Annotated in this window: 14 protein-coding genes; 10 read left to right on the plus strand and 4 right to left on the minus strand. The window is 64.3% G+C overall.

The features are described from left to right. Positions 1-189: 189 nt before the first annotated feature. Positions 190-861, minus strand: a complete 672-nt coding sequence (locus CGK93_RS21270) for a GntR family transcriptional regulator (RefSeq protein WP_089596525.1) — start codon at positions 859-861, stop codon at positions 190-192. Positions 862-1013: 152 nt separating this feature from the next. Between CGK93_RS21270 and glyA the strand changes: the two genes are divergently transcribed. From glyA to purU, 7 genes are read left to right on the plus strand one after another with little or no spacing between them, the layout of a single operon-like run. Then, a complete protein-coding gene (gene glyA / locus CGK93_RS21275; RefSeq protein WP_089596526.1) occupies positions 1014-2408 on the plus strand; it encodes a serine hydroxymethyltransferase in 1395 nt (464 codons plus the stop codon). Then, positions 2405-3625, plus strand: a complete 1221-nt coding sequence (locus CGK93_RS21280) for a sarcosine oxidase subunit beta family protein (protein WP_089596527.1) — start codon at positions 2405-2407, stop codon at positions 3623-3625. Before glyA ends, CGK93_RS21280 begins: the two co-directional genes overlap by 4 nt. Before the next feature lie 21 nt (positions 3626-3646). Beyond that, a complete protein-coding gene (locus tag CGK93_RS21285) occupies positions 3647-4078 on the plus strand; it encodes a sarcosine oxidase subunit delta (protein ID WP_089596528.1) in 432 nt (143 codons plus the stop codon). Between the two features lie 2 nt (positions 4079-4080). Beyond that, positions 4081-7026 carry a sarcosine oxidase subunit alpha family protein gene (locus tag CGK93_RS21290; RefSeq protein ID WP_089596529.1) on the plus strand — a complete coding sequence of 982 codons (2946 nt, stop codon included), beginning with the start codon at positions 4081-4083 and terminating at the stop codon, positions 7024-7026. Continuing rightward, complete coding sequence (locus tag CGK93_RS21295) at positions 7019-7663, plus strand: sarcosine oxidase subunit gamma (RefSeq protein WP_089596530.1); 645 nt, start codon at positions 7019-7021, stop codon at positions 7661-7663. The genes CGK93_RS21290 and CGK93_RS21295 overlap by 8 nt, the downstream gene beginning before the upstream one ends. After that, positions 7663-9054: an L-serine ammonia-lyase gene (locus CGK93_RS21300; protein WP_089596531.1), complete on the plus strand. Its 1392-nt coding sequence runs from the start codon at positions 7663-7665 to the stop codon at positions 9052-9054. The genes CGK93_RS21295 and CGK93_RS21300 overlap by 1 nt, the downstream gene beginning before the upstream one ends. 2 nt (positions 9055-9056) lie before the next feature. After that, a complete protein-coding gene (purU, locus tag CGK93_RS21305; RefSeq protein WP_089596532.1) occupies positions 9057-9956 on the plus strand; it encodes a formyltetrahydrofolate deformylase in 900 nt (299 codons plus the stop codon). Between the two features lie 91 nt (positions 9957-10047). Here purU and CGK93_RS21310 read toward each other — a convergent pair whose 3' ends face one another. The 3 genes from CGK93_RS21310 to CGK93_RS21320 form a co-directional block, all read right to left on the minus strand. Then, entirely contained in the window at positions 10048-10551 is a 504-nt protein-coding gene (locus CGK93_RS21310; RefSeq protein WP_014923055.1) for a DUF456 domain-containing protein, read from the minus strand. Between the two features lie 176 nt (positions 10552-10727). Next, positions 10728-11918 carry an NAD(P)-dependent malic enzyme gene (locus CGK93_RS21315; protein WP_089596533.1) on the minus strand — a complete coding sequence of 397 codons (1191 nt, stop codon included), beginning with the start codon at positions 11916-11918 and terminating at the stop codon, positions 10728-10730. 281 nt (positions 11919-12199) lie between these two features. Then, positions 12200-12808 carry a TetR/AcrR family transcriptional regulator gene (locus CGK93_RS21320; protein WP_089596534.1) on the minus strand — a complete coding sequence of 203 codons (609 nt, stop codon included), beginning with the start codon at positions 12806-12808 and terminating at the stop codon, positions 12200-12202. A 203-nt stretch (positions 12809-13011) separates the two neighbouring features. Here CGK93_RS21320 and CGK93_RS21325 point away from each other — a divergent pair, with 203 nt between their 5' ends. From CGK93_RS21325 to CGK93_RS21335, 3 genes are read left to right on the plus strand one after another with little or no spacing between them, the layout of a single operon-like run. Next, positions 13012-14139, plus strand: coding sequence for an FG-GAP repeat domain-containing protein (locus CGK93_RS21325; RefSeq protein WP_232481449.1), 1128 nt, complete (start codon positions 13012-13014; stop codon positions 14137-14139). Positions 14140-14190: 51 nt separating this feature from the next. Further along, positions 14191-15339: an FG-GAP repeat domain-containing protein gene (locus CGK93_RS21330; protein ID WP_089596536.1), complete on the plus strand. Its 1149-nt coding sequence runs from the start codon at positions 14191-14193 to the stop codon at positions 15337-15339. Between the two features lie 15 nt (positions 15340-15354). Next, positions 15355-17208 carry an FG-GAP-like repeat-containing protein gene (locus tag CGK93_RS21335; protein WP_089596537.1) on the plus strand — a complete coding sequence of 618 codons (1854 nt, stop codon included), beginning with the start codon at positions 15355-15357 and terminating at the stop codon, positions 17206-17208. Positions 17209-17269: the final 61 nt, after the last annotated feature.

Consider the following 17269-nt stretch of genomic DNA (forward strand, 5'->3'; position numbering starts at 1 on the left):
CGGAGATGCTACATCGCCAATCACTGCTCCCTGCAGTCAATCTCCACCCGCTGGCCAGCAGATTCATCCTTTGGGCCAAACGTGCTTGCCGGGACGCGCCCAAACCCGCGGGACGTGAGAGAGGGACGCGCCCAACCACGCGGGACGTGAGAGAGGGACCCGCCCAAACCCGCGGGACGTGAGAGAGGGTCAGAGGACCTTGCGGATGGTCTCTTCGAAGCTGACTACGTGGTGCAGGGCGAGCTCGGCGGCGCGGTCTTCGTCGCCGTCGGCAATGGCTGTGAGAAGGTCGGCGTGTTCGGAGATGTGGCCGGACACGGAGGGCATCTTCTCCAACATGTGGCACCAGATGCGGGTGGCCAGGTTGTCGTAACGGATGAGGACGTCTTCGAGGTGCGCATTGGCTGAGGCTTTGTAAATGAGCCTGTGAACCTGGATGTCGTAGCGCATGAGTTCCTGGGAGGAGTTGTCCTGGCCTTCAAGATCACGGATGGCGGCTGCGACGCCGCGGAGTTCGGAGCGCATGGCGGGGCTGGCCATGCGGGCGGCCTTCCTGGACGCGAGCGGTTCCAGGAGCTCGCGGATCTCGGAGACTTCGGCGAGCTGGGTGATGTCCACACCAGTGGCGAAGGTGCCGCGCCGTGGGTACGACACCACGAGATGGTCACTTTCAAGGCGTTTGATGGCTTCGCGGACGGGGGTGCGCCCGATTCCCAGTTCGGCGGCGATCTGGCCGTCGTTGATGGGGTCGCCGGGCTTGATGTCCAGCATGATGAGCCGGTCGCGCAGCAGCAAGTAGGCGTTCTCCGCCAGGGACGTACCCTGCGGTACTGATTCCAGTGCTTCCAGTGCTGCGCTCATTAGTCTCTCCCGTTAGTCGCATTCATAGTCTGCTCGATGAGTTACCGCTGACCTGTTGACGACTATGTGATCTCCAACATACTATGGCAATAGTTCTAATATATCAGTTGCCTAACAGTCGGCCACTAGACAAGCCTTTGAAGGAGAACACCATGGTTGAACCGCTGATCCGCCCGCTTGCACAGGCGGACCCGGAGGTCGATCAGGCGATCGCCCAGGAACTCATCCGCCAGCAGTCCACGCTGGAAATGATCGCCTCTGAGAACTTCGCTCCCACGGCCGTCATGGAGGCCCAGGGATCGGTACTGACCAACAAGTACGCCGAGGGCTACCCGGGCAAGCGCTACTACGGCGGCTGCGAACACGTTGATGTGATCGAACAGCTGGCCATCGACCGCCTGAAGTCACTGTTTGGCGCAGAGTTCGCCAACGTCCAGCCCCACTCCGGAGCCCAGGCCAACGCCTCGGCCATGCACGCGCTGATCACCCCGGGCGACACCATCATGGGCCTGAACCTGGCCCATGGTGGCCACCTGACCCACGGCATGCGCATCAACTTCTCCGGCAAGCTGTACAAGGTTGTCCCCTACGGCGTCCGCGAGGACACCCACACCGTAGACATGGCTGAAGTTGAGCGCCTGGCTCTAGAGAGCAAGCCGCAACTGATCGTCGCCGGCTGGTCGGCATACTCCCGCCAGTTGGACTTCGCCGAGTTCCGCCGCATCGCTGATCTGGTGGGCGCCTACCTCATGGTGGACATGGCCCACTTCGCGGGTCTCGTTGCTGCAGGGCTGCACCCCAGCCCGGTGCCCCACGCCCACATCGTCACCAGCACCACGCACAAGACCCTCGGCGGTCCCCGCGGTGGCGTGATCCTGACCAACGACGCCGACATCGCCAAGAAGGTTAACTCGGCAGTCTTCCCGGGCCAGCAGGGTGGTCCGCTGGAGCACGTCATCGCCGCCAAGGCCGTGGCCTTCAAGATGGCCGCCGAGCCGGAATTCCAGGAACGCCAGGTCCGCGTCCTTGAAGGCTCCAAGATCCTGGCCCAGCGCCTCCTCCAGGACGACGTAGCTGCAGCCGGCATCTCCGTTGTCAGCGGCGGAACCGACGTCCACCTGGTGCTCGCCGACCTCCGCCACTCCGTCCTCAATGGCCAGCAGGCCGAGGACACGCTCCACCGGATCGGCATCACGGTCAACCGCAACGCCGTCCCGTTCGACCCCCGCCCGCCGATGGTTTCGTCAGGCCTGCGTATCGGCACACCGGCACTCGCCGCCCGCGGCTTCAAGGCTGAGGACTTCACCGAAGTCTCGGACATCATTGCGACGGCGTTGATCGCCGCAGCGAACAGCGGCACCCAGGCAGGCACCGAAACAGGAACTGAAGCAGGCATCCAAGCCGACGTGTCCCTGGACGAGACCACCGCCGTCGAACTCCGCCGCCGCGTGACCGCGCTGGCAGAGAAGTTCCCGCTTTACCCGCACCTGAACAACAACGGCAATGGCGCCGCAACCGAAGCAGAACTGATTGGAGCAGCCCAGTGAGTGCAGACCACCTCCCCGATCACCCGGACTTCCTCTGGCGCAACCCGGACCCGAAGAAGAGCTACGACGCCGTGATTGTGGGCGGCGGCGGGCACGGCCTGGCCACCGCGTACTTCCTGGCGAAGAACCACGGCATGACCAACATCGCCATCCTGGAAAAGGGCTGGCTGGCCGGTGGAAACATGGCCCGCAACACCACCATCATTCGTTCCAACTACCTCTGGGACGAGAGCGCTGCCATCTACGAGCACGCGCTCAAGCTCTGGGAAATCCTCCCGGAAGAGCTGGAGTACGACTTCCTGTTCAGCCAGCGCGGTGTCATGAACCTGGCCCACACCTTGGGCGATGTCCGTGAAAGCGTTCGCCGTGTGGGTGCCAACCGGCTCAACGGCGTGGATGCTGAATGGCTTGATCCGCAGCAGGTCAAGGAACTGTGCCCCATCCTGAACATCAGCGACAACATCCGCTACCCCGTGATGGGTGCTACGTACCAGCCGCGTGCAGGCATTGCCAAGCACGACCACGTGGCGTGGGCCTTCGCCCGCAAGTGCGACGAACTCGGCGTGGACATCATCCAGAATTGCGAAGTCACCGGCTTCATCAAGGACGGCAACCGGGTCACCGGCGTCAAGACCACCCGCGGCACCATCAACACCGAAAAGGTGGGTCTCTGCGCCGCCGGCCACAGCTCGGTCCTGGCAGAAATGGCCGGCTTCCGCCTGCCGATCCAGTCGCACCCGCTCCAGGCACTGGTGTCCGAACTGCACGAGCCCGTCCACCCCACAGTGGTCATGTCCAACCACGTGCACGTATACGTCTCCCAGGCCCACAAGGGCGAACTGGTGATGGGCGCCGGCGTGGACTCCTACAACGGCTACGGCCAGCGCGGCTCGTTCCACGTGATTGAAGAGCAGATGGCAGCAGCCGTGGAACTCTTCCCGATCTTCGCCCGGGCCCACGTGCTCCGCACTTGGGGCGGCATCGTGGACACCACCTTGGACGCCTCGCCGATTGTTGGCCTGTCCCCGGTGGAGAACATGTTCGTCAACTGTGGTTGGGGAACCGGCGGCTTCAAGGGCACCCCCGCAGCGGGCCTGACGTTTGCGCACACCATTGCCACCGGCGCACCGCACCAGCTGAACAAGCCGTTCGCACTGGAACGCTTCGAGACCGGCGCCTTGATCGACGAACACGGCGCCGCAGCCGTAGCCCACTAGCCAGGACAGGACAGGAAAGACATGCTCCTCATTTCATGCCCCAACTGCGGGCCACGCGACGAAACCGAATTCCACTATGGCGGCCAAGCGCACGTCGCCTACCCGGAGAGCCCGAACGACCTCACGGACCGTGAATGGGCTGAATACCTGTTCTACCGTGAGAACACCAAGGGCACGTTCGCCGAACGCTGGGTCCACAGCACCGGTTGCCGCCAGTGGTTCAACATGCTCCGCGACACCGTGAGCTACGAGATTCACTCCATCTACGGGATGGGCCAGCCCCGACCGGAGCTCAAGGCGGGTGCCAGGACAAGCGCCGGCACAAACAGCGAACCCACCCAGCCAGGCGAGTTCACCCAGGCCGGAGACTTCGGCCAAGCCGGCGAACCAGGCCTCGCCCCCGGCGCCGCCTCACCCACGGCCACCACCCCCATCTCCTCGGAAGGAGTCTAGAAGTGACCAGTAAGAACGCACGCCTCGCCACCGGCGGACGCATCGATCGCAGCATCTCCTGGCGCTTCACCGTGGACGGCCAGGAATTCACCGGCCACCCGGGTGACACCATCGCGTCCGCGTTGCTGGCCAACGGCCACATCAACGCCGGCAACTCCCTCTACGAGGACCGCCCCCGCGGCATCATGGCCGCCGGCGTGGAAGAGTCCAACGCCTTGGTCAAGATCGCTCCCCGCTTCCGCGGACATGTTGCAGAGTCCATGCTTCCCGCCACCGCAGTCTCACTGGTGGACGGCATGAACATTGAGCTCCTCTCCGGCCTTGGCAAGCTTGATCCCAACGAGGACAAGGCTGAGTACGACAAGAAGTACGTCCATACGGATGTCCTGGTGGTCGGCGGCGGTATTGCCGGACTGGCAGCAGCCCGCGAAGCAGTCCGCACCGGCGCCCGCGTCATCCTGATCGATGACCAGCCGGAACTTGGCGGCTCGCTGCTCTCCGGTTCCACTGCCCCGGAGCTGGCAGAACTGATCGAAGGCAAGCCGGCCCTGGAATGGGTTGCCGACGTGGAGGCTGAACTGGTTTCCGCCGGCGAATGCACGGTGCTGAACCGCACCACGGCTTTCGGTTCCTACGATTCCAACTACTTCATCGCAGCTCAGAACCGCACGGACCACTTGAGCGTTCCTGCAGCTTCCGGTGTCTCCCGCCAGCGTATTTGGCACATCCGTGCCAAGCAGGTTGTCCTGGCTCCCGGCGCCCACGAGCGTCCGCTGGTGTTCGAGAACAACGACCGCCCGGGCATCATGCTCGCCTCGGCCGCCCGCACCTACTTGAACCGTTACGCCGTGGCAGCCGGTTCACGCGTGGTCATCACCACCACCAACGATTCCGCTTACGCTCTTGCCGCGGACCTGAAGGCAGCAGGCGTGGCCATTGCCGCCGTCGTCGATGCCCGTCCGCAGATCAGCGCGAAGGCCGGTGCCGCCGTCGAGTCCGGTATCCGGGTCCTGATCGGCAGTGCCGTGGCTGACACGTCGGCGGACGAGGATGGCCGCCTGAATGGCGTCACCGTCCGCAGTATTAACGACGACGGCGAACTCACCTCGGGCGTCGAACAGCTGACTGCCGATCTCCTGGCAGTTTCCGGTGGCTGGAGCCCGGTGGTTCACCTCCACAGCCAGCGCCAAGGCAAGCTGCGTTGGGATGACGGGCTCGCAGCGTTCATTCCCACCGCTCCCGTCAAGGACCAGCAGGTTGTGGGCGCAGGCCGTGGCAGCTTCGAACTCCAGGATTGCCTGGCAGAGGGCATCTCGGCGGGAGCGGCAGCGTCCATCGCCGCTGGCTTCGAATCCGCCACCACCCCGGTGGAACTGCAGGCACCTGTGGCCAGCGCTCCGAGCCGCCAGCTCTGGCTGGTCCCCGGCCAAACCGGTGAGCCCGGCGAATGGCACCACCACTTTGTTGACTTCCAGCGCGACCAGTCCGTGGCCGATGTCCTCCGCTCCACCGGGGCAGGCATGCGGTCCGTGGAGCACGTCAAGCGGTACACCTCCATCAGCACCGCCAATGATCAGGGCAAGACGTCCGGAGTCAACGCAATCGGCGTCATCGCCGCGGCCCTGAAGTTCGGCGGAGCTGAGAACATTCCGGGCGTCGGCGAGATTGGCACCACCGCCTACCGTGCGCCGTTCACGCCCGTGGCCTTCGCAGCGTTGGCAGGCCGCCAGCGTGGCGAACTGTTCGATCCCGCCCGCGTCACCTCCATCCACCCGTGGCACGTTGCCCGGGGCGCACTGTTCGAAGATGTTGGACAGTGGAAGCGCCCCTGGTACTACCCGCAGGCCGGGGAAGATATGGACATAGCAGTCCTGCGTGAATGCGCAGCGGTCCGCGACTCCGTGGGCTTCATGGACGCCACCACCCTGGGCAAGATCGAGATCCGTGGCAAGGATGCCGGCGAATTCCTGAACCGCGTGTACACCAACGCGTTCAAGAAGCTCGCCCCGGGATCCGCCCGCTACGGCGTCATGTGCACCCTGGACGGCATGATCTTCGACGACGGAGTGACCCTCCGCTTGGACGATGACCGCTACTTCATGACCACCACCACCGGCGGCGCAGCCAAGGTGCTGGACTGGCTGGAAGAGTGGCACCAGACGGAGTGGCCGGACCTCGATGTGGTCTGCACGTCCGTGACGGAGCAGTGGAGCACCATCGCCGTCGTTGGCCCGAAGTCCCGCGCAGTGATCGCCAAGGTTGCTCCCCAGCTCGCCGAAAACGGTGGCCTGGATGCTGATGCCTTCCCGTTCATGACGTTCCGCGAGACCACGCTGGCCTCCGGAGTGCAGGCACGCGTTTGCCGCATCTCCTTCTCCGGTGAACTGGCCTACGAAATCAACATCCCGTCCTGGTACGGGCTCAACACCTGGGAAGCCGTTGCTGCCGCAGGTGCCGAGTTCAACATCACCCCGTACGGCACCGAAACCATGCACGTTCTCCGCGCCGAGAAGGGCTACCCGATCGTTGGGCAGGACACCGATGGCACGGTCACCCCGCAGGACGCCGGTATGGACTGGATCGTCTCCAAGGCCAAGGACTTCATCGGCAAGCGCTCCTACCTCCGGCAGGATGCAAGCCGCGAGGACCGCAAGCATCTGGTGAGCGTCCTTCCCGTGGACCACTCGCTGCGGTTGCCGGAAGGCACCCAGTTGGTGGAAAAGGGCATCCCGGTCAACCCGGCTTCCGGACCCGTCCCCATGGAGGGTTTCGTGACCTCCAGTTACCAGAGCGCCGCACTGGGCCGTTCCTTCGCCCTGGCACTCATTCAAAACGGCCGCAACCGCATCGGCGAGACCCTGGTGGCCTCGCTGGGAGACCAATTGGTGGACGTGGTTGTTGGCGAAACCGTACTTTTCGATGCTGAAGGGACCCGCAAAGATGGCTGAAACAGCAACACCAGCAGAAACCGCACACGTCGACCGCGTCCGGGGCGCCCGCCGCAGCCCGGCCGAGCACCTGGCTGAGGCCTTCAGCTCCGGCTCCGTGCCGGGCACGGTGACGCTCACCGAAATCCCGTACCAGGCCATGGTTGGTCTTCGGGTTGACCGAACGTCCGACGCCGGTGCCCGCGTTGCGTCCGTGACCGGCGGTTTGCCTGCCGCTTGCGGAGACGTGACGGGGACCGGTTCGGTTAACACCCTGTGGCTTGGGCCCACGGAGTTCATGGTGGTCGCACCGGAGGAAGCCCACGATTCCCTGGGAGGCTCCTTGGTCAGCGATCTGACCACGGCGTTGGGCAACGACGCGGGCCAGGTGGTGGACCTGTCCGCCAACCGCACCACGTTTGAGCTCTCCGGCAGCCACGCCCGCGCAGTGTTGGAGAAGACTTGCGCCTTGGACCTGCACCCGCGGGTCTTCAAGGCCGGGACCGCTGTCTCCACTGAGCTCGCGCACATTCCGGTGATGCTCTGGAAGACCTCGGAGGAGTCCTACCGGATCTTTCCCCGGGCATCGTTTGCCGACTTCCTGGGACGCTGGCTCCTCGATGCCATGCGGGAGTATGCCTCCCCAGAGGTCCCCTAATGGCATTGAGTGTGCTTGATCTGTTTTCTGTTGGCATCGGGCCGTCATCGTCACACACGGTGGGCCCCATGCGTGCGGCAAAGCAGTTCACGGACGGTCTTGAATCGTCCGGCCAGCTTCCGGCTACGGTGCGCGTCCAGGCAGAGCTTTTCGGCTCCCTGGGCGCCACCGGCCGGGGCCACGGCTCAGACAAGGCCGTGGTGCTGGGGCTGCAAGGCCACTCCCCCGAAACCGTTAATACCCACACCGCCGATGACCAGGTTGCGGCCGCGGCACTCGACGCGGAATTGCGCCTGGCCGGCAACCACCGGGTGGACTTCAACTGGGACGAGGACGTGGTCCTGCACCGCCGCAAGTCCTTGCCCGCCCACCCCAACGGCATGACGTTTCGCGCGTTGGACCACACTGGCACCGTGCTCCGGGAGCGCAGCTACTACTCCATCGGAGGCGGCTTTGTGGTGGACGGGGACGTCTCCGGAGCCGACAAAGTGGTAGCCGATGACACCGTCCTGCCCTACCCCTTCACCACTGCCGACGAGCTGCTGGCCATCTGCCTCCGCGAGGGCAAATCCATCTCGGACATCATGCTGGCCAACGAACTCGTGTGGCGTTCCGAGGAAGAACTCCGCGAAAGGTTGCTGGGGATCTGGGCCGTCATGCAGGAGTGCGTGGACAACGGCTGCTCTGCCGAGGGAATACTGCCGGGAGGCCTGAACGTCAGGCGACGGGCGCCGTCGTTGTTTAAGAAGCTTTCCGAAACTGACGCAGGCCTCAACGGAGCAAAATCTGCGGACCCGCTCCTCGCCATGGAATGGGTCAACCTGTTCGCCCTGGCCGTGAACGAGGAGAACGCCGCGGGCGGCAGGATCGTCACCGCGCCCACCAACGGTGCCGCCGGAATTGTCCCGGCCGTGTTGCACTATTACACCAAGTTTGTTCCGGGAGCCAACGACGACGGTGTCGTGCGGTTCCTGCTGGCGGCAGCCGCCGTCGGAATCCTGTTCAAAATCAACGCGTCCATCTCCGGTGCCGAGGTCGGCTGCCAGGGTGAGGTTGGTTCGGCCTGCTCCATGGCCGCCGCCGGTCTCTGCGAAGTCCTCGGCGGAACACCTGAGCAAGTGGAAAATGCCGCCGAAGTGGGCATCGAACACAACCTGGGCCTCACCTGCGATCCCGTGGGCGGGCTGGTGCAGATCCCCTGCATCGAACGCAACGCGATCGCCAGCGTCAAGGCCATCAATGCCGCCCGCCTTGCCCTGCACGGCGACGGCAGCCACAAAGTGTCCTTGGACAAAGCCATCAAGACCATGCGCGAGACAGGCGCAGATATGAAATCCAAATACAAGGAGACCTCCCGTGGAGGCCTCGCCGTCAACGTAGTGGAGTGCTAGCCATGACTGCCATCCAAACTGAAACTGCTGCCGTTTCCTCCCCGGAGACGACCGTGGAACACGTCCTCACCCTCGACTGCCCCGAAGGTCCGGGCATCGTGCACGCGGTGTCCGGCTTCCTGCTGGACCACGGTTGCGACATCATCGACAACAAGCAGTTCGGAGACCGCGCCGAGGGCCACTTCTTCATGCGCGTGCATTTCGCGTCCGACGGCGATGCCTCCACCGTTGATGCCTTGCGGGGGGCTTTCGCGCCGGTGGGTGATAAGTACAGCATGAACTGGGAACTGCAGCCCCAAGGGTACAAGCGACGCGTGCTGATCATGGTGTCCAAGTTTGGGCACTGCCTGAACGACCTCCTGTTCCGAGCACGGATCGGTGAACTGCCCATCGACGTGGTGGGCGTTGTGTCCAACCACACCGACCACCAGGGGTTGGCGGAGTGGCACGGGATCCCGTTTTTCCACGTTCCGGTCACGGCGGCCACCAAGCCCGCAGCCGAGGGTCGCTTGCTGGAAATCATCGACGAACTGGACGTGGAACTCATTGTCCTGGCCCGCTACATGCAGGTGCTCAGCGATGATCTGGCCCGCAAGCTCGATGGGCGCGCGATCAACATCCACCACTCGTTCCTGCCCAGCTTCAAGGGTGCCAAGCCCTATCACCAGGCTTACGCACGTGGTGTGAAAACTGTGGGCGCCACCGCCCACTACGTGAATGGCGAGTTGGATGAAGGTCCCATCATCGCCCAGCAGGTAGTGGAGGTGGACCACACGTTCGGGCCGGACGATCTTGTAGCCGCCGGCCGGGACACCGAATGCAAAGCCCTCAGCAACGCCGTTCGCTGGCACTGCGAGGGGCGGATCATTCTGAATGGGAACAGGACAATCGTGCTGAAGTAGGGCTTTGCAATCACCCCTTTCGATGGTTCCCTGCGCAGACGCTGTTGCGAACGGCGGTATGCAGGGAGCCATCGAATTGGCGTTTAAGGGGTTATCCGTTGACGGCGTTGATCCAGACGCCGATGATCCATGTGCTCGCCGCGGCACACGCCAGCCCGAACTCCACCAGGATCCCGATGCCCGTTGCCTTGAGCGCGGCGCCGCTGGAACGGACAGCCGTGCGGAAGTCCCGCGTCCGCTGGACTTCGCTGAGAAGCAGCCCGACGGCGAACCCCACAAAGAGCCCCACCACGGGAATGACGAACATCCCCACCACACCCAGCACCACGCCGATCAGCACCGACCGGTTGGGAATGCCGTGTTGCTTCAGCTTTCGTCCGGTGAGCACCGCACTGGCTGCCATGCCGGCCACCACAAACACCATGCCGACGGCGAAGATCACCCAGCCGAGCGGACCGGCGCCTCCCCAGATAGCCCAGGCCAGCAGGCTCGCGCCGATGAGAATACTGCCGGGAAGTACAGGAATGATGGTTCCGGCCACGCCTACCGCAATGGCCAGGCCGCACAGGATGGTCACGATCAGTTCGGCGTTCATGTCCCTCAGTCTATGCACAGCAGCGCGGGGTCACTTATGGCCCCTTCAGCGCGCGATGGCGGCACTGAGGTGACACCGCGGTGCCTCTAAACCAAGGACGACGGCTTAACCAAGAACGACGGCGACGCTCCCCAGCACGGGAGGCGTCGCCGTCGTCGGTCTTGCGTAGGTAACCGCTACTCAGTCACGGCGGCAGCAACTGCCGCGGTAACGGCCGGTGCCACGCGGGCATCCAGCGGGCTCGGCACGATGTAGTCGGCGGAGAGGTCTTCAGCGGCCAGCTCAGCGATGGCGTTGGCAGCAGCGATCTTCATGGCGGGCGTGATGCGGCGCGCCTTGGCATCCAGTGCGCCACGGAAGATGCCGGGGAAGGCCAGCACGTTGTTGATCTGGTTCGGGAAGTCGCTGCGGCCGGTGGCAACAACGGCCGCGTACTTCTGGGCAACCTCCGGGAGAACTTCAGGGTCCGGGTTGGACAGGGCGAACACGATCGACTGATCGTTCATGAGCTTCAAGTGCTCTTCGTCCAGCTTGGAGGAGGAGACGCCCACAAAGACGTCTGCACCCGTCAGTCCCTCGCCCGGGCCACCGGTGACGCCGCGGGGGTTGGTGCGCTGGGCCATGCGGGCCTTGACGCTGCCGGGGTCTGCCACAAGATCGGCACGGTCAGCGTTGACCACGCCCTTGGAGTCGAGCAGGATGACGTCCTTGATGCCAACAGCAAGAAGAATTTCGGCAATGGCGATACCAGCGGCGCCTGCACCGGAAACAACAACCTTAAGCCCGGCCAGTTCCCGCTGGGTCACCTTTGCGGCGTTGGTCAGGGCTGCAAGAACCACGACGGCGGTGCCGTGCTGGTCGTCGTGCATGACCGGGCAGTCGAGGGCCTCAATGAGGCGCTCTTCGAGTTCGAAGCAGCGCGGAGCCGAGATGTCTTCGAGGTTCACGGCGCCGAAGCTGGGGCGCAGGCGGACCAGGGTCTCAATGATCTCGTCCACGTTGGTGGTGTTGAGGACCAGCGGGATGGAGTCGAGGTCCCCGAAGGACTTGAACAGGGCGGACTTGCCTTCCATCACCGGCAGGGAGGCGCTGGGACCGATGTTGCCGAGGCCAAGGACCGCGGTGCCGTCGCTGACCACAACAACCAGGCGCTCGGCCCAGGTGTGGGTGCGGGCGAGCTCGGGGTTTGCGTGGATTGCGCGGCTGACCTGCGCAACTCCGGGGGTGTAGGCGATGGAAAGATCGCGCTTGTTGTTCAGCGGCACGGTGCTGGAAATGGTCAGCTTGCCGCCTTCGTGGGCTGCGAAGATCTCTTCTTCGGTCAGTACCAGGGCGTCTTTGTCTGTAGCAATTGTCTCAATGGACACGTCTTTGTCTCCTCAGGCTAGCCGTGGACCCACGGCATGGTTCGGGCAGGAACAGAACTGCTGTAGCGGACCAAGGATGGCTGGTCCGGCGTTGCTTCTGCAGATAGGGGGCTGCTAGCCGCTTCGGTGTTTCCAGCCTAAGGAGCCTGCGGGGGTACAAGATTCAATACCAAGAGAGACGATTCGAGAGTAAAACGTTCAACCAGCTCTTATTGTGATCCAGGTCATGCGAAAAAGCGCGTTCAGAAGCCTTGCTGGTCTAGACCAGAGGGCATATTCCGTCATTCTCCGGTCAGCAGTGAGCAGGCTTTCTTCAGATCTTTTTCAGCCTCAAACAGGGACAACCGTCGGCATCGAACGGCTTGGACAAGACCACTGACGAGGTGAAGCAGGATTCTGGCACGCACGGAATCCTTCCCGGTGTCCTTGCTGAGCGAACCCACCACTTCCTCGGACAACGCATCGATCTCGCGCAGCAACTGTGCGGTGTCGTCGTCTTTGCCTGCAGGACGGATCAGGCAGTGCTCCACCCCCGGCTGCATGACCCTCAGATGGAAGATTTCCATCATCAACCCCGCGAGCGCGTGCCCTTTACCTTCGCGGCGACGGACGCCGTCCCGGAGCTCCCGCAGCTGCTGCCTGTACACGGCCAGCATCAGGTGGGCTGTGGAGGGAAAGTAGCGGTACAGCGTGCCGAGCGGGATATCAGCCCTGGCCGCGACATCCGAAAGGCTCAACGTATCGAACTGCCTCTGGGCAAAACCCTCAGCCGTCTTCAGGATGCGGGCATAGCGCAGCTGCTGCCGCGGGGTGGTGGGCGCGGCAGCCATGCGGGGCAACCCCGTGGTCAGGTCAAGGGAATACGGTTCCAGTGAGTTTGAGGCGGGCATTTCCGGCGATCTCTTGGCAGGCTGACAAGGAAGCGGCCGGCTGGGGTCAAAGACCCGCGGCTGGCCGATCGCATCAATGATACGGGAGCTAAATGACCGTTTCCTGAGAGCTCACCAGACAAGAAAGCGCGCACGCCGCTCCCTGCCATTGGAGCTCCGCGCACATACACTGCAGGCAGGTCTGGATCACGGGAGGAACGCACTTGGGGATATTTCGACGCCGGATGGCAGCGGCGCTGCTGACCGCCGCTGTGGCGGCCATGGCACTGAGTCCGCTCCCGGCGTCGGCCGCCCAAAGCAGCGGACCCGATCCCGTCCTCAGTGGAGAGGCGTTCGTCGGCGGCAAGCTCACCGTAGACATCGGCCCGTACACGTTCTACGGCTGCGGCGGCGGCAAGGGACCGGACTTCACCATCTACTGGACCAGGGACGGATTCCTGGTGGCCGGCGAGACCGCCCGTACTTACGCACTGCAGCCCGACGACACCGGGGCGCGGATGGCCGCCCATGCCACCGCCAGCAAGACGGCATGCAGCGGCGAATCCCTGCACAGCGACGAAACCAAACCCGTGGGCGCCGCCAACCGGGCGGCCGGGTTCACGGGCAGGAGTTACGAGTTGCTGGCCCGCGGCACCGACGGCGCGTTGCAGCTCTACGGCCGCAAGGGAACCGTGTGGGAAGCGGCCCGGACAGTGGGCTGGGGTTGGAACATCTTCAACCTGACCTTCTCGCCGGGCGACTTCAACGGCGACGGCAAGGGCGATGTGATCGCCAGGGACGCCGCCGGAACCCTGTACCTCTATGCCGGCGACGGAACCGGTGGCTGGAAACCGGCACAGACCATTGGCAAGGGCTGGAACGTCTTCGACACGATTGTGAGCCCCGGAGACTTCAACGGCGATGGCCACAACGACGTCCTGGCCCGCGAACCAGGTGGCGCCCTCTACCTGTACCCGGGCAATGGTTCCGGAGGCTGGTTGGCGAGGACCGCCGTCGGGCAGGGCTGGCAGATGATGGATGCGCTGCTGACGCCGGGGGACTTCAACGGCGACGGCAACGTGGATGTGCTGGCACGGGACCGCGGCGGCTATCTCTATTTCTACGGCGGCAACGGTGCCGGCGGATGGACGAGGTCATGGTTGATCGGGGTCGGCTGGAACGCGCTGAAAGCAGCGGGTGCCGCCGGGGACTTCGACAATGACGGCTTCAACGATGTCTATGGCGTCGATCAGCAGGGTCGGTTGGTGATCTACTACGGCAACGGGCGCACCGGCTGGCGCGGGTCTGAGATCGCCGGTCATGGTTGGAACGGATTCTCAGCGATCTTCTAGAGAAAACCCCCGCGCGGTAGAATTAGCCCCATAAAGTCTGGGGAGGACATCATGAACGCACCAACGCGCCCTACGTCAGGTGTGCGCCGGGTGGTGGCTGGCATTGCAGCGGCGGTCGTCGCCGCACTCGCCTTCGCGCCGGCACCCGCCATGGCAACCATGGATCCCTCGAATCCCGTGATTCATGGTGCACCGTTTGTTGGCTCAACACTCACGCTTGAGATCGATCCTGCTTCCTACCGAGGCTGCGGCGCCGCGGCCGGCCCGGACTACGGCATTTACTGGACCCGCGACGGAGTTCGGGCCCAGGACCACTGGGCATGGTGGACTTACACGCTCGATGAATCCGATCGCGGCAAGACCATCGCAGCCCATGTCGTGGCCAGTCAGAACGGGTGCGAGCCACTGGAAGTCTCCAGCGAAGAGACCGCCCCGATCTCCGCCTCCAACAGGGCGAACGGCTTCACCGGGCGCGGCGCATATGAGATGCTCGCCCGCCGCGCCGACGGCACCCTCATGATGTATCCCCGCGTCAACAACGCCTGGGAATCCGCCAGGACAGTGGGACCGGGCTGGAACGGTTTCGGAACTGTGGTGTCCCCCGGCGATTTCAACGGCGATGGCGCCAACGACATCTTGGCCAAGGATTCGGCCGGCAACCTCTTCCTTTACGCGGGAACGGGCAACGGCGGCTTCCTCGCCGGGCGCCAGGTAGGCAGCGGCTGGAACGCCTTCAACTCGATCGTTTCCCCCGGCGACTTCAACGGCGACGGCACCAACGACCTGCTGGCCCGCGACGCCGGCGGCCTCCTCTACCTCTACCCTGGCAACGGAAACGGCGGCTGGCTCACCCGCTCCGTGGTGGGCAGCGGATGGAACGTGGTCAACAAAATCATCACCCCCGGCGACTTCAACGGCGATCACAACGTGGACATCCTGGCACGCGACGCCGCAGGAGCCTTGCGCCTGTATAAGGGCAACGGGGCGGGCGGCTGGGCCGGCATGTCGGTGGTCGGCCAAGGCTGGGGCGGCATGCCTACCATTGGCGCGGCCGGCGACATTGACGGCAACGGCAACGTGGACGTCTACGCGGTGGACGGCTCCGGCCAACTGCTCGCCTACTACGGCGACGGCGACGGCGGCTGGAACGGCGCCGGTGCCATCGGTTGGGGCTGGGGCGGTTTCAACGCAGTCTTCTAAGACTTGGGGGATTCCATGACATTGCATTCTTCCGCCCTGACTTCCCGACGTCCGCTGCGGCCGGGTTTACATCTCCTTCTGGCCATTCTCCTGTGCGTCGCCCTCGCCATCGCGGTTCCGCCGCCCGGCGCCAAAGCAGCAGGCCCTGCGCCGCTGCCTACTGTGGTGACGCGGACTTCACCCGCCACCGTGGTCCCCGGCAATACCATCTCCCTCTCCTTCACCCTAAGCGGGCCGGCCCAGGAAGTGGGATTCGCGTACGTCAACGAGGACACGCTGGAGCAGGCCATTCTCTACGGACCCACCAGCGCAGCTCCGGGACCCTACAGTGCGCAGGCCAAGGTGCCTGTCAACGGAAGCGCGTTCAAACGCACGGGCCGGTACAAACTCCTCAGCGTCAACATTGTGCTTCCTGCGGGCCAAGGATCCGTGCGCTACAGCCGTGACGGCAACATCCTCTTCCTGAGCCAAGGTCTCGAAGCGCCGACGCAGCGGCCCGGCGCCCTGGACGGCGTCGACTTCGCCGTCAACAACCCCAATTTCCCCCTCATCGACAACCCCAATACCAAAACACCAGTCGTGTCCGGAGTGGCCCGCTACGACCAAGTTTTGACCACTGACAACGGCACCTGGACCTACCCGCCCACCGGCTTCGCCTACCAGTGGCTGCGGAACGGCCAACCCATCGCCGGCGCTACCGTCAACAGCTACCGGGTGGCCGAAGCCGACCTGGACCAGACCCTGTCCGTCCGCGTCACGGCCACCCGGGCAGGATACCGGGCTGTGTCGGCATCCTCCCTGCCGCTCACCCCCACCTCCCCCATCACCGCAACCGCCCCTGCGCTCCAAGGCAAGCTGACCGTTGGAGAAAAACTCACGGGTGTCTTCAACGAAGGCAGCGTCTCCACCGGGACAGCCGGCGGCGCCGTCAGCGTCAAGTACGAATGGGTGCGGAACGGTACCCCGATCAACGGAGCCACCGCCAAAACCTACACGCTGACCGCTGCCGACCGTGGCGCCGTCGTCGGCTTCCGCGCGGTAGTCCAGGCCGGCAATCCGCCCACGGCCACGCGCCCGTTCACGGTGTACAGCCGCACCGTAGTGCGGAACAAGGCCCACACAGCAGGGTTCGACGCCGGTACCTCCTTGGATCTGTTCGCCCGGAACGCCGCGGCGAACCTTCTCCTCTACCCAACAGATGGCGCCGGACGATGGCAAGGGGCGAAGACCATCGGGTATGGCTGGGATGTTTTCGACCTCGTGTTCAACGCCGGCGACTTCAACGGCGACGGGTTCAACGACGTCCTGGCACGCGACGAGGCCGGCACCCTGTTCCTCTACCCCGGCAACGGGACAGGCGGCTGGCTGCCGCGTAAGGAAGTCGGCTGGGGTTGGGACGTCTTTGACTCCGTCATTGCTTCCGGCGACTTCTCAGGGGACGGCGCCAACGACCTCCTGGCCCGGACCCCTGCCGGAGCTCTGGTCCTCTACCCCGGGAACGGCGTGGGCGGTTTCCGCTCGCCGGGCGCAGTCGGCCAGGGCTGGGATGCCCTCAGCCAAGTCTTCTCCCCCGGCGATTTCGACGGCGACGGCAACCCCGACGTCATGGGCCGCGACAATGCCGGAAACCTCCGCCTCTACGGCGGCAACGGCAGCGGCGGCTGGACCACTGCACGGTCCATCGGCACCGGCTGGAATGTCATTTCGCTTATCGGCGGCGCAGGAGACTTCAACGGCGACGGCTTCAACGATGTCTGGGCCATCGACTCCGCCGGGCAGCTGAACATGTATTACGGCAGTGGCAGCGGCGGCTGGAAGGGCGCTGGCGTTGTTGGCTGGGGATGGGGCGGATTCACGGCGGTGTTCTAAGCCGGTTTTGGTTGAGTTTGGGCTTTGACGCACGACACATTTGAGCGAATAACGATAATCC

This window comes from Arthrobacter sp. YN, assembly GCF_002224285.1.
Lineage (GTDB): Bacteria > Actinomycetota > Actinomycetes > Actinomycetales > Micrococcaceae > Arthrobacter.

Coding starts and splice junctions, on each gene's coding strand:
- purU (WP_089596532.1), top strand. CDS start 9,057: ATGACTGCCATCCAAACTGAAACTGCTGCCGTTTCCTCCCCGGAGACG.
- CGK93_RS21270 (WP_089596525.1), bottom strand. CDS start 861: ATGAGCGCAGCACTGGAAGCACTGGAATCAGTACCGCAGGGTACGTCC.
- CGK93_RS21285 (WP_089596528.1), top strand. CDS start 3,647: ATGCTCCTCATTTCATGCCCCAACTGCGGGCCACGCGACGAAACCGAA.
- CGK93_RS21330 (WP_089596536.1), top strand. CDS start 14,191: ATGAACGCACCAACGCGCCCTACGTCAGGTGTGCGCCGGGTGGTGGCT.
- CGK93_RS21320 (WP_089596534.1), bottom strand. CDS start 12,808: ATGCCCGCCTCAAACTCACTGGAACCGTATTCCCTTGACCTGACCACG.
- CGK93_RS21300 (WP_089596531.1), top strand. CDS start 7,663: ATGGCATTGAGTGTGCTTGATCTGTTTTCTGTTGGCATCGGGCCGTCA.
- CGK93_RS21295 (WP_089596530.1), top strand. CDS start 7,019: ATGGCTGAAACAGCAACACCAGCAGAAACCGCACACGTCGACCGCGTC.
- CGK93_RS21335 (WP_089596537.1), top strand. CDS start 15,355: ATGACATTGCATTCTTCCGCCCTGACTTCCCGACGTCCGCTGCGGCCG.
- glyA (WP_089596526.1), top strand. CDS start 1,014: ATGGTTGAACCGCTGATCCGCCCGCTTGCACAGGCGGACCCGGAGGTC.
- CGK93_RS21310 (WP_014923055.1), bottom strand. CDS start 10,551: ATGAACGCCGAACTGATCGTGACCATCCTGTGCGGCCTGGCCATTGCG.